Below are 19,427 nucleotides of genomic sequence, written 5' to 3'. Positions count from 1 at the left end.
CATATCGCAGCACCAACGAAACAGGTAGAGGTCATGGCCGGGAACAGCCAGCGCAGGAACCGCCGCACGTCCAATAAGAAGGGCGCGACGGTTGGCAGCGGTGGCCAGCGGCGCAGGGGTCTCGAAGGCAAGGGCCCCACGCCCAAGGCCGAGGACCGCAAGAAGCACAAAGCCAACCGCATCAGCAACGCCATGGCCCGCCAGGCCGCCAAGCGCCGCCCGGCCCCCCGCCGCGGCGGCCCCAAGGGCACCAGCGAGATGGTCGTCGGCCGCAACCCGGTCTTCGAGGCGCTGCGCGACGGCGTACCGGCCACCACCCTCTACGTCCAGCAGTTCATCGACAACGACGAGCGCGTCCGCGAGGCCCTCCAGCTCGCGGCCGAGCGCGGCAACATCAACCTGATGGAAGCCCCGCGCCCCGAGCTCGACCGGCTGACCAACGGGCTCAACCACCAGGGCCTGGTCCTCCAGGTCCCGCCGTACGAGTACTCGCTCCCGGACGAGCTCACCGCCAACGCGTACGACAACGGCGAGGACCCCCTCATCGTCGCCCTCGACGGGATCACCGACCCGCGCAACCTCGGCGCGATCATCCGCTCCGTCTCCGCCTTCGGCGGCCACGGCGTGGTCGTTCCCGAGCGCCGCGCCGCCAGCATGACCGCCGGCGCCTGGAAGTCCTCGGCCGGCACCGCGGCCCGTACCCCGGTCTCGCGCGTCACCAACCTGACCCGCGCCATCCAGGACTACAAGAAGGAAGGCCTGACCATCGTCGGCCTCGCCGCCGAGGGCACCCACGAGGTGCACGAGCTCGAGGCGCTGGGCGGCCCCGTCGTCATCGTCGTCGGCTCCGAGGGCAAGGGCCTCGGCCGCCTCGTCGGCGAGAACTGCGACTACCTGGTCCGCATCCCGATGCCGGGCGGCGCCGAATCGCTCAACGCCGGTGTCGCCGCGGGCGTCGTCCTCTACGAGGCCGCCCGCCGCCGCGCCACCCGCGGCCGCGTCTGAGCCCCGGACGCACCCGCCGCTTGATCCACTTGGCTCACAGGACGTGACCCGTGAGCGTGCCACCCCGCCCCTTCCGGGCGGGGTGGCTTGATTTGACGGGTCTCGGACACATCCCTGATGTCAAGGCAGTGTCCTAAACACTGATCACTCGGTTAGATGAGTGTGGACACCAGAACGCCAGGGTTCGACGACCAGCCCGCGCTGAGCATGGTCAAGGTGCCGTGCGACCCCGCACAGGTCATCGTCAACCACGCCAGCTTCCGCGTGCGGCTCGCACCAAGCCCCAGCGCGCGTCCCAAGCCCGCGGGCATCGCCGGCCTCGCCCCCGCGCTCGGAGGGGCCCTCGCGGCCGCCGGAGCCGGCGGGGGCCGCCGCCGCCCCGTCGTCTGGAGCGGCAAGTCCGCCCCCGGCGACGCCGCGGCCAGCGCCGCGATGGGAGGCCTGCTCCAGGCCGTACGCGAGCACGGGCGCGGCCACGACGAGTACGACGGCGGAGCCACCCAGGTCATCCCGCGCATCGACCTCGCCCACGACCTCGCCGAGGACACCCTCGCCACACCCACCGTCATCGGCCAGCGCAGCTACGGCGACCCGGACGAGACCCGCATCCAGCCCGCGATCCGGGACCTCTCCCCCGAGGCCTACGAGGCCGCGCTCGCCGAGGGCTCCGGACCCGGCGCGGACACCCGCCGGGCACCGGGCGACGCACGCGCGCAAGCCCAGTACTACCCCGGCCGCCGCATGAACCTGGGCGTCGTGCTGCTCCCGCTGCGCGTCTTCCTCGGCTTCATCTCCATCTACGCCGGCATGGGCAAGCTGTGCGACCCCGTCTACTTCGACGGCGGCGAGCGCGGCTCCATGGTCACCTGGCTGCAGACCCTGCACCCCTGGGCGCTGGCCGAGCCGCTGCGCGACTTCGCGCTCGCGCACCCCGTGGGCGCCGGGCTCAGCGTGGCCTTCCTCCAGGTGATCGTCGGCGTCCTGACGGTCTTCGGCCTGTGGCAGCGGTTCGCGGCCTGCTTCGGCGCGCTGCTCTCCGCCGCGCTGCTGATGACGGTCAGCTGGAAGACCGTGCCCGCCTACGACGCGCCCGACATCATCTACCTCGCCGCCTGGAGCCCCCTGATCATCGCGGGCGCCCCGGTGTACTCGCTGGACGGGCGGCTCGCGAGCGAGGCCTGGCGCACGCTGGGCCCCCGTACCGAGGTCTGGCGGCTGCGGCGGCGCGTGCTGCGGCGCGGGGCCGTGATGGCCACCGTGGTCTGCGGGCTCACCCTGCTCGTCGGCTCGCTCCTCGGCGGGGCCGTCCGCTCCACCACCGTGGTCACCGTGCCGGGGCCCGGCCAGGCCCCGAGCAACTACCTCCCCGGGCGGCCGCTGCCGCGCTCCCCGCAGCAGCAGCAGCCGACGCAGACGGCTCCCTCGAAGCCGGCCGCGCAGCCCTCGGCCGCAGCCTCCTCGCCGGCCGCCAAGTCCGGCCGTGGCGCCACCGGTTCGGCCACCCCGGGAGCCACCGGCTCCGGGACGCCCTCCGCGACCAAGACCTCCGGCAGCAGCCCGCGGAGCACGCCCCGCCAGTCCACCCCGCAGAAGTCCCCGACCTCCTCCACGGGGACGGGCAGCGGCGGGTCCACCGGGGACACGGCGCCGAAGAAGCCGGGTCTGGTGGGCGGCCTCCTCGGCTGAGGGGGCACGGACGGCATCACGGAGAGGGCCCGGCACGCATCACGCGTACCGGGCCCTCCTTCGTTCGCCGTGCGGGCAGCCGCCCGGAGCCACCAGGAGCCGCGCAGAGCCGCTAGGAGCCGCTCTGCGCGGCCAACTCCCTTGCGGCCTCGGTCAGGTCCTTCGCCGTGTCGATCGCCCGCCAGTAGGCCCCCTGGGGCAGCGGGAAGCCCGCCAGCCGCCGCTCGCGCGCCAGGCGCGGGAACGTCGTACGTTCGTGGTCACCCAAGTCGGGCAGCAGCGCGGCGAATTCGGGCCCGAAGACGTACACCCCGGCATTGACCGGGTACGGGGACTGCGGCGCCTCGATGAAGTCCAGGACGTGCCCGTACTCGTTGATCTCCACCACGCCCCAGGGGATCCGGGGACGGGCCAGCGCGAGGGTGGCCGTCGCCCCGCGCTCGGTGTGGAAGGCCGCCATCTCGCGCAGCGAGAAGCGCGTCCACACGTCCCCGTTCGTCGCGAACCAGGCCCGGTCCGGGTGCGGAAGGTGGCGCGCGGCGTACTTGAGGCCGCCGCCCCGGCCCAGCGGCTCGTTCTCCACGACGGTGGTCACGCGCAGCGGCAACGGGGCCTCGGCCAGCCACTCCTGGAGCACCTCGGCGAGGTGCCCGCAGGAGACGACCACGTCGGTCACCCCCTCGGCGGCCAGCCAGGCCAGTTGGTGCCCGATGATCGGCAGCCCGGTCCCCGGGATCTCCACCATCGGCTTCGGACGGTCGTCCGTGTACGGCCGCAGCCGCGACCCCTGACCACCCGCCAGGACCACTGCCTGGGTCGGGGAAGCCGGGAACGCGGCTGCGTGCGGGCGGGAGGGGAACGCGGCGTCGGCCGGATCGCTCATGTCGGTGTGCGGTGCGCTACGGGAACTGTGTGCGGCGGCCGTCAGCCCATGGAGGCGACGCCGGACGCGTACGCGGTGTCGCACACCGGCCGCGCGAACGACTGGGCCTTCGTGGGCCCGTAGGCGTCGACGGCCGCCCGGCCCAGGGCGCGCGCGATCCCCACGCAGTGCTCGGCCAGCGAAGGCCGCTTGTCGACCTCCTGCTGGAGGTGGGTCAGTACGTCACCGGGCTGCTCGCCCTGCTGGATCTCGCTCACCAGCTTGTCGCGGAGCAGGTCCTGCGCGGGACGGGGCTTCGCGGGGACGGAGACGTCCTCGGCGGACGCGGTCAGGATCTGGGAGGGGGTGTTGTCCGCCCAGGGGACCATGGTGACCGCGAGGGTCCCGGACAGGACCAGGACGACGGGCAGGACCAGGGCGAGGGATCGGCCGATACGGCGGGCAGTGTGGGTCACGAGGGCGAGAGTAGCGCTCGGTGAAGATTTGGCGACATTTAGTCACCCGGTCGGGGGATGGTTCGACGTGGCTTTTCGAATTAAGGGTTGACGTGCGGGGCCGAATGGCCCGATCTGTCGGAACTTGCGAAACCTTCGGAACCTCAGGAACTCGCGCCGAAGGGGCGCCCCTTGACGGGACGCCCCTTCGGCGGGTCCAACAGGTGGAGCGGGCAGATCACTTGGTGAAGCGGGAACCCGAGTTGGAGAGACGGGCACCGGAGGACGTCGAGAAGACGTGGATCTCGTCGGCGCGCGGGACGACGTGCAGCGTCGAGCCCTTCTCGGGCACCTGGCGGCCGTTCACGCGCACCACGATGTCCTGCGAGCCCTCGGAGTGCGAGGTCGAACCGTAGACGTAGCCGTCGGCGCCGAGCTCCTCCACCACGTTCACGGTGATGGTCAGGCCGCCGGTCTCGGCGACGTCGAAGTGCTCGGGGCGCACGCCGACCGTGACCGTACGGTCGCCCGCGTCGGCGGCGGCGGTCAGCGCCTCGCGCGACACCGGGACCACGCTGTCGCCGAACTTCACGCCGCCGTCGGTGATCGGGACCTCGACCAGGTTCATGGCCGGGGAGCCGATGAAGCCGGCGACGAAGAGGTTCGCGGGACGGTCGTACATGTTGCGCGGGGTGTCGACCTGCTGCAGCAGACCGTCCTTGAGGACCGCCACACGGTCACCCATCGTCATGGCCTCGACCTGGTCGTGGGTGACGTAGACGGTGGTGATGCCCAGGTCGCGCTGGAGCGCGGCGATCTGGGTGCGGGTGGACACGCGGAGCTTGGCGTCGAGGTTCGACAGCGGCTCGTCCATGAGGAACACCTGCGGCTTGCGGACGATCGCGCGACCCATCGCGACGCGCTGGCGCTGGCCGCCGGAGAGCGCCTTCGGCTTGCGGTCGAGGTACTGGGTCAGGTCCAGCATCTTCGCCGCGTCCTCCACCTTCTTGCGGATGGTGGCCTTGTCCTCACCGGCGATCTTGAGCGCGAAGCCCATGTTGTCGGCGACGGACATGTGCGGGTACAGCGCGTAGTTCTGGAACACCATCGCGATGTCCCGGTCCTTGGGCGGCAGGTGCGTGACGTCGCGGTCACCGATGCGGATGGCGCCGCCGTTGACGTCCTCCAGGCCGGCGAGCATGCGCAGCGAGGTGGACTTGCCGCAGCCGGAGGGGCCGACGAGGACGAGGAACTCGCCGTCCGCGATCTCCAGCTCCAGCTGGTCGACGGCGGGCTTGTCGCCGCCGGGGTACAGACGGGTCGCCTTGTCGAAAGTGACAGAAGCCATGGTGATGAATCCCTTCTACCGGCAGGAACGTGCCGGACGATCCGAGTGGAAGGTCTAGTCCAGTGACCTGGACTCCGCCCGACGCTACCGGGCCGCGCCCCTCCTGTCAGTACCCGGACCGCAGTGACTTCCCCGACCTCCGCGGGCGACTGTCAGAGGCGGCTGCTTTGATCACGCCCATGACCATCTACGACCTGACACGCGCCCTGCCCGACCCGCAGACCCTGCGCGACCGGTGCCGGGCGCTGGCGGCACTGGAACTGGTGATCAGCGGCAACCAGGACGGCGGTTACTTCTCCTACGACCCCGCGTGGGGCCCGGGCGAGGAGGCGGCCTTCATGGAGAACGGCTCGGGCGACGAGTACGCGATCGTCTTCACGGAACACGGGGTCTTCGGACTCGGGTTCGCCCACGAGTCGCCCATGAGCCCGTGGGGCGACGAGGACACGGCGCTGTGGCCCGGACTGCTGGACGGCATACCGGAGGTCTTCCGCCCGCAGCTGACGGAGCCGGCCTTCTGCGAGGAGGAGGGCGTGCTCCAGGCCACGGCCGTCTTCTGGCGTGAGACCGCAGACACGGCCTGGCGGGCGGGCAAGGTCGACTTCCCGGCGGACGAGCCCTACGCGGACGGGGTGGACGACCTTTTCGAGGTCCTCGCGGCAGGCACCCCGGAGGCCTACCGCGCCTTCGCCGAGGACTACTACGAGGCCGACCTCCCCCTGGACGCGATCCGCCACCTGTGGGAGCTGCGCCCGCTCACGCAGGAGATCGTGGACGCCCTGAACCCGGGACTGCCGCTGGAGGCGGTGGGTCCGCGGGTTGCCCGCTGCGGGTACCCGCAGCTGCGGTAAAGGGGCGGAAAGCCCTTCGCTGCGTGGTCTCGCCGATGTGTAGAGTGAAGGCGATTCCGTGCGCTGCACGGGGTCGTATGCCTCCTTAGCTCAGTCCGGCCAGAGCAACGCACTTGTAATGCGTAGGTCGTCGGTTCGAATCCGACAGGGGGCCCCGTCCCAGGTCAGAAGCTTGTCGGCCAAGGGGATTCGTACGGAAGCGGAAGGCCCCGGGTGATCACCCGGGGCCTTCCGTCGTCTTGTCAGCCGCGGCCCGAGATGCGGTCTGCCAGGCGGGCCAAGGGGGTTGTGGTCGGGGTGTGGGTGGTGGATTCGCGGCGGTCGGCCTCGCGGTAGGCGGCGTAGAGGGCCTGGACGCCGAGCCAGCGGAAGGGCTCCGGCTCCCAGCGGCGGACGCGGTGGTTGACCCAGGGGAGGGTGGTGAGGTCCGTCTTGTCGCCCAGGACCAGGTCGCGCAGGGTGCGGGCCGCGAGGTTGGCGGTGGCCACGCCGGAGCCGACGTAGCCGCCGGCCCAGCCGAGGCCCGTCGTGGAGTCCAGGGTGACCGTGGCGCACCAGTCGCGGGGGACGCCCAGGACGCCGGACCAGGCGTGGGTGATCTCCACTCCCGTGAGGGTCGGGAAGAAGGACTCCAGGAGGTGGGTGAGGGCGGCGATCGTGGCGGGCTGGGTGCGGCCGTCGTTGTCGGTGCGGGAGCCGTAGCGGTACGGGACTCCGCGGCCTCCGATGGCGATGCGGTCGTCGGCGGTGCGCTGCGCGTACATGTACGCGTGGGCCATGTCGCCGAGGGTTTCGGCGCCGGACCAGTTGAGCTGGGACCAGACGTCCGGAGAGAGGGGGGCCGTCGCGATCATCGAGGAGTTCATGGGGAGCCACGAGCGCTTCTGGCCCTTGAGGGCGGCGGTGAAGCCCTCGGTGCAGCGCAGTACGTACGGGGCGCGGACCGTGCCGTAGGGGGTGAGGGCCCGGCGCGGGGCGATCTCGGTGACGGGGGTGGATTCGTGGATGACCACGCCCAGGCGTTCGCAGGCGGCCGCCAGTCCCTTGACCAGCTTCAGGGGGTGGATGCGGGCTCCGTGCGGGGTCCAGCTGGCGCCGACGGCGTCGGCGACGTTGATGCGGGCCCGGGCGTCGGTGGCGTCGTAGAGCTCGCGGTCCGCTTCGCCGAAGGCGAGCTCGGCGGCGTGGAAGGCCTTGAGGCGGGTCAGTTGGGCGGGGGTGCGGGCGATTTCGAGGACTCCGCCGCGGTGGATGTCCGCGTCGATGCTCTCCTTGGCGGCCACGTCGATGACTTCGGTGACGGTGTCGTTCATGGCGTGCTGGAGGCGCTGGGCGGCCTGGTGGCCGTGGAGGGCGGCGTAGCGGTCGCGGCCGGCGATCCCGTTGTAGAGCCAGCCGCCGTTGCGGCCGGAGGCCCCGTAGCCGCAGAACTTCTGCTCCAGGACGGTGACGCGCAGGTCGGGGGCGGCGGTCTTGAGGTAGTAGGCGGTCCACAGGCCGGTGTAGCCGCCGCCGACGATGACGACGTCGGCGGTGGCGTCGCCGGTGAGAGGGGTGCGGGGTGGGTGGTCGGTGGCGGTCTCGTCCGTCGCGTACCAGAAGGAAATTCCGCCGTTGATGGTCATGGGGGAGTTGGTACACCGCGTTTCGGAGGGGTGTCCAGGGTCGTGATGTCGGGTTTTGAGGTGCGAGGGGTGGCCGAATGGTTGATGTGGGGGAGGGGGTTCCGTCTTTAGGGTGAGGCGGGGGTTTTGTTGGCTTTTTGTATGAGAGGTGCGGTTCGTATGGTGCGGGTTGTGGTGGCGGGACGGGTGGTCGCGGCGGTTGCGTCGGTGGCACTGCTGGGCGGGGCGGTCATCGGCTGCGGGTCCGGGGCGACGGGCGACGGGGCGTCCTCGGTCGCCTCCGACGTGCAGGTGCGGACCAGCCCGATCGCCGATCGGCTCGCGAAGCTGCCGGCCGCGGTCGACGGGGACAGGGTCGTCGTGGGCAGGCCGGACGCGCCGTGCACCGTGCAGGTGATGGTGGACCCGAAGTGCGGCTACTGCGCGAAGTTCGAGGAGGCGGGCGGCGAAACGCTGTTCAAGCTCGCGGATGCCGGGCAGGTGAAGGTCGAGTACCGGCTGGCTTCGTTCCTGGACCAGGGCGGGCAGAGCGGTTCGGTCAGGGCGGTGAACGCGCTGCGCGCGTCGGTCGACGCCGGGAAGTTCGCGGAGTACCACGCGGCGGTCTTCGCGAGCCAGCCGAAGGGGAGGTTCACCGACGAGGTGCTGCTGAAGATCGCGGACGCGGTGCCGGGGTTGCGCGGGGCGGAGTTCGACAAGGCCGTGAAGGACCAGAAGTACAAGGAGTGGGTCGGCGAGGCCGAGAAGGGCTTCGAGGCGACGGGGGCGCAGGGGACGCCGCTGGTGCTGGCGGACGGGAAGCCGGTCGGGGCGAAGGACGGGTCGATGTTCGACGCGAAGGGGTTCGCGGAGACGTTGAAGGCGGTTGGGGTCGGGGCTTCGTAGGCTCGGCGGATGCGCTTGGGTGAGGGTGAGGGCGGGCTCGGCTGGGGCGGCCGGATTCCGGACGGGCTGGTGCGGGCGCAGCTCGGTGACAACGGCGCGGCCGGGCGGGAGTTCGTCGACGGGCTGCCGGCCCGGGTGGCGCTGTTCCTGGAGCGGTGGGAGCTGCGGACCACGGGGCCCGGGATGCACGGGGTGACGGCCCTGGTGCTCCCGGTGGAACGGGAGGACGGGACGGCGGCCGCGCTGAAGCTGCCCGCGCCGGACGAGGAGAACGCGGGGGAGGCGCTCGCGCTGCGCGCCTGGGCCGGGGAGGGCTGCGTACGGCTGCTGGAGTCCGACGCGGCCACCGGGACGCTGCTGCTGGAACGCCTCGACGAGGGTCGGCCCCTGTCGGCACTGGCGGTACGGGACTCCCGGCGCGCGGTGGCGGTCGTCGGGGAGCTGCTGGCCCGGCTGACGGCGGTGCCCGCACCGGCGGGGCTGCGGCGGCTGGGGGACATCGCGGCGGGGATGCTGGAGGCGGTGCCGGGCGCGCTGGAGCAGGTGGCGGACGGCCGGGCGCGGGGGCTGGTCGCGGACTGCGCGGCGGCGGTCGCGGAGGTGGCGGGGGAACCGGGGGACCGGCTGCTGCACTGGGACCTGCACTACGAGAACGTGCTGGCGGGCGCCGGGGGAGCCGGGGGCGCCGGTAGCGGCCGTGCGGAGTGGCTGGCGATCGATCCGAAGCCGCTGTCCGGCGATCCGGGCTTCGAGCTGCTGCCCGCGCTGGTGAACAACTTCCGGGCGCGGGAGGTGCGGTGGCGCTTCGATCTGCTGGCGGAGGCGGTGGGGGCCGACCGGGAACGGGCGCGGGCCTGGACGCTGGGCCGGGTGCTGCAGAACTGCCTGTGGGACCTGGAGGACGGGGACCAGCCCGCGCAGGCCCAGCTGGCGGTCGCGGAGTCGCTGCGGGCGTGAGGGCGGCGGCACGGGCGGGGGCGCAGGTGGGGGCGGGCACCGGGCCCAGGTGGCCTCGTAGGGTGCGGGGATGATCCGTAACGCAGTCGTCAGCGACATCCCCGTGATCCACGCCATGATCCGCGAGCTCGCGGACTACGAGAAGGTGCCCGACGAGGCGCGCGCCACCGAAGAGCAGCTGAGGGAGGCGCTGTTCGGGGAGCGGCCGGCGGCGTTCGCGCACATCGCGCAGACGCCGGAGGGCGAGGCGGTCGGGTTCTCGCTGTGGTTCCTCAGCTTCTCGACGTGGCGCGGGGTGCACGGCATCTACCTGGAGGACCTGTACGTACGCCCCGGCGTGCGCGGCGGCGGCCACGGGAAGGCGCTGCTGCGGGAGTTGGCGCGGATCTGCGTGGAGCGCGGCTACGAGCGGCTGGAGTGGTCGGTCCTGAAGTGGAACGAGCCGACGATCGCCTTCTACGAGGCCCTGGGCGCGCGGCCGCAGGACGAGTGGTCGGTGTACCGGCTGACGGACGGGGCGCTGTCGGAGCTGGGGTCGGTCTAGGCGTATTGCCTCGTCAGGTTGGGGCCGCGGCTTGCGGCCCGCTTGCCGGCCCAGGACCTTGTGTCCGGCGCGGCGTGTGATGGGACGGCTGGAGCGGTCACCCATGCCCGCTTCGCCCAGGGCGCGGTACCGGTCGGCCCATCGGGGTTGAGCCGGTGGTTTACCGCGTCGTGCGTTGGGCTGTCGTGGCTACGGGCCTTCTGCCTCGCGGCACGATGCGGCGTGGGCGGCGGAGCGGATGGAGATCAGTTGGCCCTGCTGCTGGCGTTGAAGTCGTACCAGCGGATGGGCCGGTTCCCGAGGCCGGAGGAGTATCCGGAGGCGGTGGTCGATTTCGTGCGCCGCGCGGTGGAGCTGCCGGAGGCTACGCCGGTTGTGGTGGGTGGCCGTACGGCGGTGCGGAAGCGGCGGGATGGTCTGCTTGCCGGGAATCGGATCGCCATCAACGGGGTTGGTGGGGGACGAGCCATCAACGGGGTTGGTGGGGGATGAGCCGTTATTGGAGGGCCATGCGAGCGATTCAGGTGTACGAAGTGGGCGGTCCCGAGGTGCTGCAGGAGGCCGAGGTGGACCAGCCGCGGCCGGGTCCGGGCGAGGCGGTCGTGGAGGTCGCCGCATCCGGGGTCAACTTCCTCGACGTCTACCACCGCGAAGGCCGGTACAGCCTCCCGCTGCCCTTCACCCCGGGCGCTGAGGGCGCCGGCACGGTCGTCGAAGTTGGACCCGGCGTCGCTGACGTCGCAGTCGGGGACCGGGTCGGTTGGGTGGAGATTCCCGGCACGTATGCCGAGCGGGCCGTCGTGGACTCCTCCCGACTGGTGCCGCTGCCCGACGACATCGGCTTCGAGACAGCCGCCGCCGTGCTCCTCCAAGGCATGACCGCGCACTATCTCATCAAGGACGCCTACCCGGTTCAGGGGGGCGACACGGTGCTCGTGCACGCGGCTGCCGGCGGCATGGGGCTGCTTTTGACCCAGCTCATCACCCATCTCGGCGGCAGGGTGATCGGCACGACCTCGACCACGGCGAAGGCCGAGCTGGCGAAGCGTGCCGGGGCCGCCGAGGTGATCCTTTCCTCCGCGGTCGACGATCTCGCAGCCGAGGTGAGGCGGCTCAACGGCGGTCAGGGACTGCCGGTTGTCTTCGACGGCGTCGGCGCGCACACCTTCGATGCGAGCCTCGCCAGCCTGCGAACCCGCGGCCATCTCGTGCTCTTCGGCGCGGCAAGTGGTGCCGTGCCGCCGTTTGATCCGATTCGGCTCGCCCACGGCGGTTCGCTGACCCTGATCCGGCCCAGCCTCGGGGACTTCATCGCCGATCGGTCCGAACTGCTCCGACGGGCCGCCGATGTGTTCGAGTGGGTGCGCTCCAAGGCGCTTGAGGTCACCGTAACGGGCCGCTACGCATTGTCCGAGGCCGCCCAGGCCCACAGCGATCTGGAGGCTCGGCGTACCACCGGCAAGCTGCTCGTCGTACCCGGTGCGGCCGCTGTTGGACGCCGCGAGGAGACGCAGAGCTGATCGCGGGTGACGAGGTCGGGGATCTTGGAGACTGAGATGTCGAGGGCATGGCCGACCGTCATCGCCAAGATCCCCGACAGCGTCAGGCGCCCAGCAGGCCAAGATCAAGTTCTGGCGGGTTTCCGGCGTATCCGGGTCACACCCTTCAAGATCCCTCAGCCGAGACCTGGCTCACCCGTCCACAACCTCCCGGGACAGAACATCTAGGGCCGACGCGGCCTACGGCTCCAGGACGACCTTTCCGGTGGTGGCGCGGTTCTCCAGGTCGCGGTGGGCCGTGGCCGCCCGGGCGAGGGGGTAGCGCCGGAGGGCGGGGTGCAGGCGGCCGGAGGCGGCTTCGGCGAGGGCGCGGGTTTCGAGGAGGCGCATCGGGTCGTCGCCGCCGGCGCGCTGGAGCATGGCGGGGCCGAGGACGTTGCGCGTGGTGACACCGCGGGCGTCGAGGGCGGCCCGGTCGGCGTCGGTGAGCGGGATCGGGCCGCCGGACCAGCCGAAGACGAGGTGGGCGGCGCCGTCGGCGAGGAGGTCGAGCGCGGTGCGGGCGACGGTCCCGCCGACGGAGTCGAAGAGGACGGTGGCGCCGCCGGGGTGGTGCGCGCGGACGGCTTCGGCCCAGTCGGGGCGGGTGTAGTCGAGGGCGAGGTCGGCGCCGTTGGCGGCGGCCAGGGCGGTTTTGCCGGGCCCGCCCGCGAGGGCGACGACGGTGGCTCCGGCCTGCTTCGCGTACTGGACGAGCAGCGTGCCGATGCCGCCCGCGGCGGCGGGGACCAGGGCGACGGAGCCGGGGCCGAGGTCGGCGAACTGGAGGATCCCGAGCGTGGTGCGGCCGGTGCCGATCATGGCGACGGCGGTGGCGGGCTCGAGGCCGGCCGGGATGGCGTGCAGCCGGTCGGCGTCGGCGACGGCGTACTCGGCGTAGCCGCCGGGGGCGAATCCGAGGTGGACGACGACGGGGGTGCCGAGCCAGGCCGGGTCGGCGCCGGGGCCGAGGGCGTCCACGGTCCCGGCGACCTCGCGGCCGGGGATGGTCGGGAGCTCGGGGAGGGGTGCGGGCGGGCCCTGGACGCCGCGGCGGAGCGAGGTGTCGAGGAGGTGGACCCCGGCGGCGGCCACGGCGATGCGGACCTGGCCGGGGGCGGGGACGGGGAGCGGCGCGGGTTCGTAGGTGAGGTTCTCGGCGGGGCCGAAGGCGTGGAGCCGGACGGCGTGCATGGCACCGGGGGCGCCCGGGGCTCCGGGGGCGGGTGCCGGTGCCGGTGCGGGTACGGGTGCGGGTGCCGGGGTGGTGGTCATGCGGTCAGCCTGTTACCTCAAGCGGGGTTGAGGTCAAGGAGGGTGCGCGTGATCGCGGGTCTGTCAGTGGGGTGGTCCAGGATGGGGGAATGGCACGCAAAGGGCACGAGCAGGGTGTGAAGGCGGCGCGGCGGCCGGAGGTGCGGCTGCCGGAGCTGAGCGCGTGGGAGGACGGTGAGCTGGAGCCGGACGGGGACTACGACGGGCTGGAGCTCCTCGACGCGGACCTGGTGGGCCAGGACGGGGTCGGAGCCCGGTTCATGGACTGTGCCCTGCGCCGCTGCGCGCTGGACGAGACCGGCCTGGCCAAGGCGCGGTTCCTGGACTCGGTCCTGGAGGGGGTCCGGGGAGTCGGGACCGACCTGTCGGGGGCTTCGCTGCGGGACGTGGAACTGCTGGAGGCCCGGCTGGGCGGTGTGCAGCTGCACGGGGCCGTGCTGGAGCGGGTCCTGGTGCGCGGAGGGAAGATCGACTATCTGAATCTGCGTACGGCGCGGCTCAAGGACGTGGTCTTCGAGGGGTGCGTCCTGGTGGAGCCGGACTTCGCGGGGGCGGTGCTGGAGCGGGTGGAGTTCAAGGACTGCACGCTGCGCGGGGCCGATTTCACGGGGGCGCGGCTGACGGACGTCGACCTGCGGGGGGTGGCGGAGCTGGACATCGCGCGCGGGGTGGAGGCGCTGGCGGGGGCGGTGATCAGCCCGGCGCAGCTCTTCGAACTGGCGCCGGCGATGGCCGCGCAGCTGGGGCTGCGGGTGGTGGCGTAGGCGGCGTCGATGGCGTCGGCGTCGGCGTCGGAGGAGACGCAGGCCGGGGCGCGGGCCGGGCCGACTACGCCGGGACGCGGGGGAAGCGGGACTGGAGGGACCAGATGACCGGGTTGTCGCCGAGCCCCTCGTGCATGTCGACGAGGTCCGCGATCAGGTCGTGGAGGAAGTCCCGGGCCTCGCGGCGCAGCAGGCGGTGGCTGAAGGTCAGCGGGTCCTCCTCCGACGGCATCCAGTCGGCCTCGACGTCGACCCAGCCGAAGCGGCGCTCGAAGAGCATGCGGTCGCTGGACTCGGTGAAATCGAGCTCGGCGTACTGCCGGTTGGCGGAGCGGCTGCCGCGCGGGTCCTGGTCGAGCTGCTCGACGATGTCGCAGAGCGCCCAGGCGAAGTCCAGTACCGGCACCCATCCCCAGGCTGTGGACACTTCCCGGTCCGCGTTGGTGTCGGCGAGGTAGACGTCACCGCAGAACAGGTCGTGGCGCAGCGAGTGGACGTCCGCCGAGCGGTAGTCGGTCTGCGGGGGGTCGGGGAAGCGCCGGGAGAGGGAGTAGCCGATGTCGAGCACGTACCCGATGGTGTCACGCCCCCGGCGGTCCCCCCACCTCGGCGACCGATCGACCGGGGTCGGGCCGGCCGGGTCGGGCCGGCCGGGTCGGGCCGGCCGGGTCTCAGGAGAGGAGGCGCTGCTCCTTGGCCACGGCCACCGCGCCCGCGCGGGTGTCGACGCCGAGTTTGTCGTAGATGCGGCCCAGGTGGGTCTTGACCGTGGCTTCGCTGATGAACAGTGCGCGGGCGATGTCGCGGTTGCCGAGGCCGCGGGCCAGCTGGCCGAGGATGTCGAGTTCACGGTCCGTCAGGGTGGGGCGGGTTCCGCGCATGTGGGCCATCACGCGGCTGGCCACGGGCGGGGAGAGGGTGGTGCGGCCCTGCGCCGCCGAGTGGATCGCGGAGAAGAGCTCCTCCGGGCGCTCGGCCTTGAGCAGGTAGCCCGTGGCGCCCGCGCCGATGGCCCGGGTGATGTCCGCGTCCGTGTCGTAGGTGGTCAGGACCAGGACGTGGGGCGGGTTCTGGCCCGCCGTGATGCGGCGCGTGGCCTCGACCCCGTCGATGCCCTCGCCGAGCTGGAGGTCCATGAGGACCACGTCGGGGCGGAGCTTCGCCGCCAGCGCGACCGCCTCCTCGCCGCTGCCGGCCTCGCCGAGGACCTCGATGTCCGGTTCGCTGCCGAGGAGGGCGAGCAGTCCGGCGCGGACCACGACGTGGTCGTCGCACAGGAGGATCGTCGTCATGGTGTGGGCTCCAGGGGGATCGAGGGCGACACGGGGATCGCGGCCGAGAGGACGGTGCCCTCGCCCGGGGTGGATTCGATGGTCAGGGTGCCGCCGAGCTGGCGGACGCGGGCGCGCATCGCGGGGAGGCCGTGGCCCCGGTTCTCCGGTCCCGTGTCCAGTGCCGTGTCCTGGGCGAAGCCGTGGCCGTCGTCCGCGATGTCCAGGACCACCTGGTCGCCCAGGAAGCTCAGGGTGATGGCGGCGGTACGGGCCCGCGCGTGTTCCCGTACGTTCGCCAGCGCGCCCTGCGCGATGCGCAGCAGGGCCGACTCCGCGCGGTCGGGCAGCGGGACCGGGGTGCCCTCCAGGTGGAAGCGGACCTCGATGTCGGGGCCCGCGCCCAGGGCACGCAGGGCGTCGGCGAGGCCCGCGCCGTCGGCGAGTTCGCGGGGCGCGAGGTCGTGGACCAGTCGGCGGGCCTCGGCGAGGCCGCGGGCCGTGATGTCCGTGGCGGTACGGACGTGCGCGCGGGCGGTGCCCGGATCCGTGTCCCAGGTGCGGTCGGCGGCCTGCAGCAGCATCTGCTGACTGGACAGGTGCTGGGCCAGGGTGTCGTGGATCTCCATGGACAGGCGCTGACGCTCGGCGAGGGTGCCTTCGCGGCGTTCGGTGGCGGCGAGTTCCCGGCGGGTGCGGATCAGGTCGTCGATCAGGGTGCGCTGGGCCCGGCCCTGGCGCTCCATGTGGATGAACACGGCGGTCGCGAGCGCGGCGACGGCGGGCGGGGCGAGCAGCAGGTTGGGGTCGAAGGGCTCGCCGGCGCCCGTACGGGCGGACAGCTGGAGCTGGGCGGCCACGACGAACACCGTCAGCAGCGCGACGAGGACCACGGCCGCGCGGGGCGGGAGGGTGCGCAGCGCGGTGTAGAAGAGCGGCACCGCACACCAGGCGAAGCTCGGCGCGAGGACGACGAGGACCACCCAGACGGCGACGACCAGGCCGAGCCAGAGGAGCCTTCGCAGGGTGGGGGCTGCGGTACCGAGGGCGGGGCCGAGGACGTAGAGCAGGGCCAGGGTGATGCCGAGGGCCAGGATCCACGGGGTGCGGGGCTCGCCGGGGTGGCGCAGGAGGAAGCGGGCCACGGAGGCGCCGAGGAGGAGGAAGAAGGTGGTGTGCATGACCGTGGCGAGGGCGCGGGTGTTCTGTTGGGGTGGGGTGGGGATCCCACGGTGTGGGGGCGCGCTGGTCACGGGGGCTCCTGGGTTTTGGTGCGTATGTCCATGGTGCGGGGTGGTTGCGATGGGTGCCGCTGCGCGGGGCTCTCCCCTACCCGCCCTTCCACCGTTCCCCGGGCGCTGCCCGGACCCGGTCCTCAAACGCCGGACGGGCTGGATACATCCAGCCCCGTCAGGGGGTCCCGGACGAAGTCTGGGGGAGTTTGAGGCGCGGGGTCCGGGGCGGAGCCCCGGGGAGCGGCGGGAGACCAGGTAAGCCGTCGCCGGAACCCCGCCGCATCAGCCGATCGGTTGACCCCGGGGTCAACCGGTGCGCTGGCCGTTGGGAGCCGGTACGGGGACGGGTGGGCGGGGGGTGCGGGGAGAGGGTGGGAACACGGCAGGACACGGCAGGACCGCCCGCCGAGCCGACGTTCACAGGAGCAGCAGACATGAACACCCGCACCCGCGTTCTCACCGGTACCGCCCTCGCCGTCGCGCTCGGCGCCGGCACCTTCGGCGCCGTCAGCGCCACCGCCGCGCCCGCCCCGGCGGCTGCCTCCGCCAAGAAGGACAACGACCGGAACTTCACCACCTCCACCCACCTCACGATCGACGCCGCCACCCGCGCCGCCCAGGCCGCGCTGGAAGCCGCCGAGAAGGAGAACCAGAAGGTGACCGTCGCGGTCGTCGACCGCAACGGGAACACCATCGTGACCCTGCGCGGCGACGGCGCGGGCCCGCAGTCCTACGAGTCGGCGCAGCGCAAGGCCTTCACCGCCGTGTCCTGGAACGCCCCGACCTCCGTGCTCGCGGGCCGCCTCGCGCAGGCCCCGAACCTGAAGGACATCCCCGGCACCCTCTTCCTCGCGGGCGGCACCCCGGTGCAGGCCAAGGGCGCCCCGGTCGCGGGCATCGGCGTGGCCGGCGCCCCGAGCGGCGACCTGGACGAGAAGTTCGCCAAGGCCGGCGCCGACTCGCTCGACAAGTAGTCCGAGCAGTCACGCCGGACAGGGAAGTAGGGTCGAGAGCGTGTATCCGCGCTCTCTTTCCCGTCTCGCCGCCCCCGCCGTCGCCGCCCTGCTCGCCCTCACCGCGGGCTGTACGGGCAGCACCGTGCAGGGGCGGCCGGGTGCGTCGGGGGTGCGCGACCCGTTCTTCCCGAAGGCCGGCAACGGCGGCTATCAGGTCGACCACTACGACCTGGACTTCGACTACGACCCCGCCACCGGGAAGATGGACGCCACGGCCGTCATCACCGCGCGCGCCGAGCAGGGGCTCAGCTCCTTCAACCTCGATCTCAGCGGGCTCGAGGTCGAGGAGGTCACCGTGCAGGGCGCCGGGGCCCGTTTCAACCGGACCGGCAAGGAACTGACCGTGCGTCCCGCGAAGGACCTGAAGCGGGGCGAGGTCTTCCGTACGGAGATCGACTACGCCGGCGTGCCCAAGCCCCTCACGGATCCCGACGGCTCCCAGGAGGGCTGGATCCCCACCGCGGACGGGGACGGCGCGGTCGGCGTCGGCGAGCCGGTCGGGTCGATGGCCTGGTTCCCGGGCAACCACCACCCGAGCGACAAGGCCACCTACGACATCAGGGTCACCGTGCCCAAGGGGTACGAGGTCGCGTCCAACGGGGAGTTGAGCTCCCGGACCGAGGAAGCCGACGGGCGGACGGCGTTCGCCTGGCACAGCCCGGAGCCGATGGCGAGCTATCTGGCGACCGTGGCCGTCGGGAAGTTCGCGGTGACCACCGGAAAGACCGCCTCGGGGATCCCCGTCCACAACGCGGTGGCGCCCAAGGAGGCGGCGGCGAGCGCGGCCGTGCTCGCGCGGCTGCCCGAGATGGTGGAGTGGGGCAGCGCCAGGTTCGGCCCGTACCCCTTCTCCACGACGGGGGCGATCGTGCTGCCCGAGGGCACGCTCGGCTACGCACTGGAGACGCAGACCCGGCCCGTCTTCTCCGGTGCTCTCACCGGCGCCCGCGGCGAGACGCTGCTCCTGCACGAGCTGGCCCACCAGTGGTTCGGGGACTCGGTGTCGCCGAAGTCCTGGAAGGACATGTGGCTCAACGAGGGGTTCGCGACCTACGCCGAGTGGCTGTGGGCCGAGGAACACGGCGGGCCCAGCGCCCAGGAGCGGTTCCAGGCCTTCCTCGACGGTGACACCGATGTGGACGACGAGGCCGCCTCCGACTGGGCCGCCTTCCCGCCGGCCTCCCCGCCCGGCGCCAAGGAGATCTCCGAGCCTCCGGTGTACGCGCGCGGGGCGATGGTCCTCCAGCGGATCCGGCAGGAGGTCGGCGACGAGAAGTTCTTCGCCCTGGTGCGCGGCTGGGCCGCCGACCACCGGCACGCGAACGCGAGCACGGCCGATTTCACCGCCTACGCGCAGGAGAAGACGGGCCACGACCTGAAGAAGGTCTGGGACGTCTGGCTGTACGGGACGGAGCGCCCCAAGGCCCCGTAGGCCCGCAAGCCCCCGTAGACCTACGGGGGCTCCGTACGTCCGTAGCCCCCGTAGGCCCGTAGTCCCCGTGCGTCCGGGTTCTATGCGTCCTGGAGCGGCTTGCGCAGCACCGTGCACGGGCGGCCCGCCTCGCGGTCGGCGGCCTGGCGCAGGGGGACGTAGCCCTGGGCCTGCCAGAACGCGAGGCCCTTGGTGTTGCCGTCCAGTACGGCGATGCGTACGCCCGCGCGCCCGGCGGCCCGGAAGCGGTCCTCGACCAGGGCGGCCATGGCGCGGCCGTGGCCCCCGCGGTGTGCGGTGGCGTCGATGAGCAGCAGGCCGATCCACGGGTCCGGGTCCCCGGCGGCCGGGTCGGGGTGATGGGCCCGGGTGGCGGCCAGGCCTACGAGGCGGCCGGCCGAGCGGGCGAGGAGGACTTCGGCGCCCTCGTGCGAGAGCTCGTCGGCGAGGGAGGCCGCGACCTGTTCGACCGTGATGCGGCCGGGGTCGGGGAAATCGCCGCTGAGCTCGAAGAACGCGTGGTTGGTCGCGTAGAGCGAGGCGATTTCGGTCAGGACCGGGCCCGGCAGGGCGCCGTCCTCGGTGGGGACGAGCGGGAGGAGGATCACCTACCGAACGGTAGCGAAGCCCCCTCCCCGGACGGCCGGGAGGGGGCTTCGGCTGCGCCGGAGTCGTGCG

General features: G+C 72.5%; 20 protein-coding genes and 1 tRNA gene. 12 read left to right on the top strand and 9 right to left on the bottom strand.

Features of this window, described 5'->3' with window-relative positions; all coding sequences use genetic code 11:
• Positions 1–33: 33 nt before the first annotated feature.
• Together rlmB and OHU74_RS16345 are read left to right on the top strand one after the other, a co-directional pair.
• Complete coding sequence (rlmB, locus tag OHU74_RS16350; RefSeq protein WP_371616599.1) at positions 34–1,005, top strand: 23S rRNA (guanosine(2251)-2'-O)-methyltransferase RlmB; 972 nt, start codon at positions 34–36, stop codon at positions 1,003–1,005.
• A 156-nt stretch (positions 1,006–1,161) separates the two neighbouring features.
• Positions 1,162–2,691: a DoxX family protein gene (locus tag OHU74_RS16345; protein ID WP_371616598.1), complete on the top strand. Its 1,530-nt coding sequence runs from the start codon at positions 1,162–1,164 to the stop codon at positions 2,689–2,691.
• A 112-nt stretch (positions 2,692–2,803) separates the two neighbouring features.
• Here OHU74_RS16345 and OHU74_RS16340 read toward each other — a convergent pair whose 3' ends face one another.
• From OHU74_RS16340 to OHU74_RS16330, 3 genes are all read right to left on the bottom strand, one after another.
• A complete protein-coding gene (locus OHU74_RS16340) occupies positions 2,804–3,574 on the bottom strand; it encodes an NDP-sugar synthase (RefSeq protein WP_371616597.1) in 771 nt (256 codons plus the stop codon).
• 41 nt (positions 3,575–3,615) lie between these two features.
• The gene (locus OHU74_RS16335) at positions 3,616–4,029 is read right to left on the bottom strand and encodes a hypothetical protein (protein ID WP_371616596.1); all 414 of its coding nucleotides are present in this window, start codon (positions 4,027–4,029) and stop codon (positions 3,616–3,618) included.
• Between the two features lie 217 nt (positions 4,030–4,246).
• Positions 4,247–5,356, bottom strand: coding sequence for a sn-glycerol-3-phosphate ABC transporter ATP-binding protein UgpC (locus OHU74_RS16330; protein WP_330297165.1), 1,110 nt, complete (start codon positions 5,354–5,356; stop codon positions 4,247–4,249).
• Between the two features lie 179 nt (positions 5,357–5,535).
• Between OHU74_RS16330 and OHU74_RS16325 the strand changes: the two genes are divergently transcribed.
• Together OHU74_RS16325 and OHU74_RS16320 are read left to right on the top strand one after the other, a co-directional pair.
• Positions 5,536–6,207 carry a hypothetical protein gene (locus OHU74_RS16325; RefSeq protein WP_371616595.1) on the top strand — a complete coding sequence of 224 codons (672 nt, stop codon included), beginning with the start codon at positions 5,536–5,538 and terminating at the stop codon, positions 6,205–6,207.
• Between the two features lie 79 nt (positions 6,208–6,286).
• A tRNA-Thr gene (locus OHU74_RS16320) sits at positions 6,287–6,361 on the top strand.
• Between the two features lie 88 nt (positions 6,362–6,449).
• On the opposite strand, the gene OHU74_RS16315 is transcribed toward OHU74_RS16320, so the two are convergent.
• A complete protein-coding gene (locus OHU74_RS16315) occupies positions 6,450–7,832 on the bottom strand; it encodes an NAD(P)/FAD-dependent oxidoreductase (protein WP_371616594.1) in 1,383 nt (460 codons plus the stop codon).
• A gap of 159 nt (positions 7,833–7,991) precedes the next feature.
• On the opposite strand from OHU74_RS16315, the gene OHU74_RS16310 reads away from it, so the two are divergent.
• The 5 genes from OHU74_RS16310 to OHU74_RS16290 all read left to right on the top strand — a co-directional run bounded on the left by OHU74_RS16310 (position 7,992) and on the right by OHU74_RS16290 (position 11,738).
• Positions 7,992–8,717: a DsbA family protein gene (locus tag OHU74_RS16310; RefSeq protein ID WP_371616593.1), complete on the top strand. Its 726-nt coding sequence runs from the start codon at positions 7,992–7,994 to the stop codon at positions 8,715–8,717.
• Between the two features lie 9 nt (positions 8,718–8,726).
• Complete coding sequence (locus OHU74_RS16305) at positions 8,727–9,674, top strand: aminoglycoside phosphotransferase family protein (RefSeq protein WP_371616592.1); 948 nt, start codon at positions 8,727–8,729, stop codon at positions 9,672–9,674.
• 70 nt (positions 9,675–9,744) lie between these two features.
• The gene (locus OHU74_RS16300; protein WP_371616591.1) at positions 9,745–10,218 is read left to right on the top strand and encodes an N-acetyltransferase family protein; all 474 of its coding nucleotides are present in this window, start codon (positions 9,745–9,747) and stop codon (positions 10,216–10,218) included.
• Between the two features lie 249 nt (positions 10,219–10,467).
• Positions 10,468–10,710 carry a hypothetical protein gene (locus OHU74_RS16295; protein WP_371616590.1) on the top strand — a complete coding sequence of 81 codons (243 nt, stop codon included), beginning with the start codon at positions 10,468–10,470 and terminating at the stop codon, positions 10,708–10,710.
• 17 nt (positions 10,711–10,727) lie between these two features.
• On the top strand, positions 10,728–11,738 hold the full coding sequence (locus tag OHU74_RS16290) for a quinone oxidoreductase (protein WP_371616589.1): 1,011 nt from the start codon (positions 10,728–10,730) through the stop codon (positions 11,736–11,738).
• A gap of 219 nt (positions 11,739–11,957) precedes the next feature.
• On the opposite strand, the gene OHU74_RS16285 is transcribed toward OHU74_RS16290, so the two are convergent.
• A complete protein-coding gene (locus OHU74_RS16285; protein WP_371619707.1) occupies positions 11,958–12,950 on the bottom strand; it encodes a zinc-binding dehydrogenase in 993 nt (330 codons plus the stop codon).
• A 170-nt stretch (positions 12,951–13,120) separates the two neighbouring features.
• On the opposite strand from OHU74_RS16285, the gene OHU74_RS16280 reads away from it, so the two are divergent.
• Positions 13,121–13,795, top strand: a complete 675-nt coding sequence (locus OHU74_RS16280) for a pentapeptide repeat-containing protein (RefSeq protein WP_371616588.1) — start codon at positions 13,121–13,123, stop codon at positions 13,793–13,795.
• Between the two features lie 64 nt (positions 13,796–13,859).
• On the opposite strand, the gene OHU74_RS16275 is transcribed toward OHU74_RS16280, so the two are convergent.
• The 3 genes from OHU74_RS16275 to OHU74_RS16265 form a co-directional block, all read right to left on the bottom strand.
• On the bottom strand, positions 13,860–14,363 hold the full coding sequence (locus tag OHU74_RS16275) for a hypothetical protein (RefSeq protein WP_330297158.1): 504 nt from the start codon (positions 14,361–14,363) through the stop codon (positions 13,860–13,862).
• 103 nt (positions 14,364–14,466) lie between these two features.
• On the bottom strand, positions 14,467–15,087 hold the full coding sequence (locus OHU74_RS16270; protein WP_371616587.1) for a response regulator: 621 nt from the start codon (positions 15,085–15,087) through the stop codon (positions 14,467–14,469).
• On the bottom strand, positions 15,084–16,247 hold the full coding sequence (locus tag OHU74_RS16265; RefSeq protein ID WP_371619706.1) for a sensor histidine kinase: 1,164 nt from the start codon (positions 16,245–16,247) through the stop codon (positions 15,084–15,086). The genes OHU74_RS16270 and OHU74_RS16265 overlap by 4 nt, the downstream gene beginning before the upstream one ends.
• A 488-nt stretch (positions 16,248–16,735) precedes the next feature.
• Here OHU74_RS16265 and OHU74_RS16260 point away from each other — a divergent pair, with 488 nt between their 5' ends.
• Both OHU74_RS16260 and OHU74_RS16255 read left to right on the top strand, forming a co-directional pair.
• Entirely contained in the window at positions 16,736–17,275 is a 540-nt protein-coding gene (locus tag OHU74_RS16260) for a heme-binding protein (RefSeq protein ID WP_330297156.1), read from the top strand.
• A 40-nt stretch (positions 17,276–17,315) separates the two neighbouring features.
• Positions 17,316–18,749 carry a M1 family metallopeptidase gene (locus tag OHU74_RS16255; protein ID WP_371616586.1) on the top strand — a complete coding sequence of 478 codons (1,434 nt, stop codon included), beginning with the start codon at positions 17,316–17,318 and terminating at the stop codon, positions 18,747–18,749.
• A gap of 80 nt (positions 18,750–18,829) precedes the next feature.
• Here OHU74_RS16255 and OHU74_RS16250 read toward each other — a convergent pair whose 3' ends face one another.
• Positions 18,830–19,357 carry an N-acetyltransferase family protein gene (locus OHU74_RS16250; RefSeq protein WP_371616585.1) on the bottom strand — a complete coding sequence of 176 codons (528 nt, stop codon included), beginning with the start codon at positions 19,355–19,357 and terminating at the stop codon, positions 18,830–18,832.
• Positions 19,358–19,427: the final 70 nt, after the last annotated feature.

The sequence above is a fragment of the Streptomyces sp. NBC_00454 genome (assembly GCF_041434015.1).
Lineage (GTDB): Bacteria > Actinomycetota > Actinomycetes > Streptomycetales > Streptomycetaceae > Streptomyces.
This window is presented reverse-complemented; position numbering and strand designations above follow the sequence as displayed.

Excerpts from the sequence above, each read along its gene's own strand:
- OHU74_RS16260 (WP_330297156.1), top strand. The coding sequence starts at position 16,736 with ATGAACACCCGCACCCGCGTTCTCACCGGTACCGCCCTCGCCGTCGCG.
- OHU74_RS16270 (WP_371616587.1), bottom strand. The coding sequence starts at position 15,087 with ATGACGACGATCCTCCTGTGCGACGACCACGTCGTGGTCCGCGCCGGA.
- OHU74_RS16280 (WP_371616588.1), top strand. The coding sequence starts at position 13,121 with ATGGCACGCAAAGGGCACGAGCAGGGTGTGAAGGCGGCGCGGCGGCCG.
- OHU74_RS16310 (WP_371616593.1), top strand. The coding sequence starts at position 7,992 with ATGGTGCGGGTTGTGGTGGCGGGACGGGTGGTCGCGGCGGTTGCGTCG.
- rlmB (WP_371616599.1), top strand. The coding sequence starts at position 34 with ATGGCCGGGAACAGCCAGCGCAGGAACCGCCGCACGTCCAATAAGAAG.
- OHU74_RS16330 (WP_330297165.1), bottom strand. The coding sequence starts at position 5,356 with ATGGCTTCTGTCACTTTCGACAAGGCGACCCGTCTGTACCCCGGCGGC.
- OHU74_RS16300 (WP_371616591.1), top strand. The coding sequence starts at position 9,745 with ATGATCCGTAACGCAGTCGTCAGCGACATCCCCGTGATCCACGCCATG.
- OHU74_RS16290 (WP_371616589.1), top strand. The coding sequence starts at position 10,728 with ATGCGAGCGATTCAGGTGTACGAAGTGGGCGGTCCCGAGGTGCTGCAG.
- OHU74_RS16285 (WP_371619707.1), bottom strand. The coding sequence starts at position 12,950 with ATGCACGCCGTCCGGCTCCACGCCTTCGGCCCCGCCGAGAACCTCACC.
- OHU74_RS16340 (WP_371616597.1), bottom strand. The coding sequence starts at position 3,574 with ATGAGCGATCCGGCCGACGCCGCGTTCCCCTCCCGCCCGCACGCAGCC.
- OHU74_RS16315 (WP_371616594.1), bottom strand. The coding sequence starts at position 7,832 with ATGACCATCAACGGCGGAATTTCCTTCTGGTACGCGACGGACGAGACC.
- OHU74_RS16325 (WP_371616595.1), top strand. The coding sequence starts at position 5,536 with ATGACCATCTACGACCTGACACGCGCCCTGCCCGACCCGCAGACCCTG.
- OHU74_RS16305 (WP_371616592.1), top strand. The coding sequence starts at position 8,727 with ATGCGCTTGGGTGAGGGTGAGGGCGGGCTCGGCTGGGGCGGCCGGATT.
- OHU74_RS16345 (WP_371616598.1), top strand. The coding sequence starts at position 1,162 with ATGAGTGTGGACACCAGAACGCCAGGGTTCGACGACCAGCCCGCGCTG.
- OHU74_RS16265 (WP_371619706.1), bottom strand. The coding sequence starts at position 16,247 with ATGCACACCACCTTCTTCCTCCTCCTCGGCGCCTCCGTGGCCCGCTTC.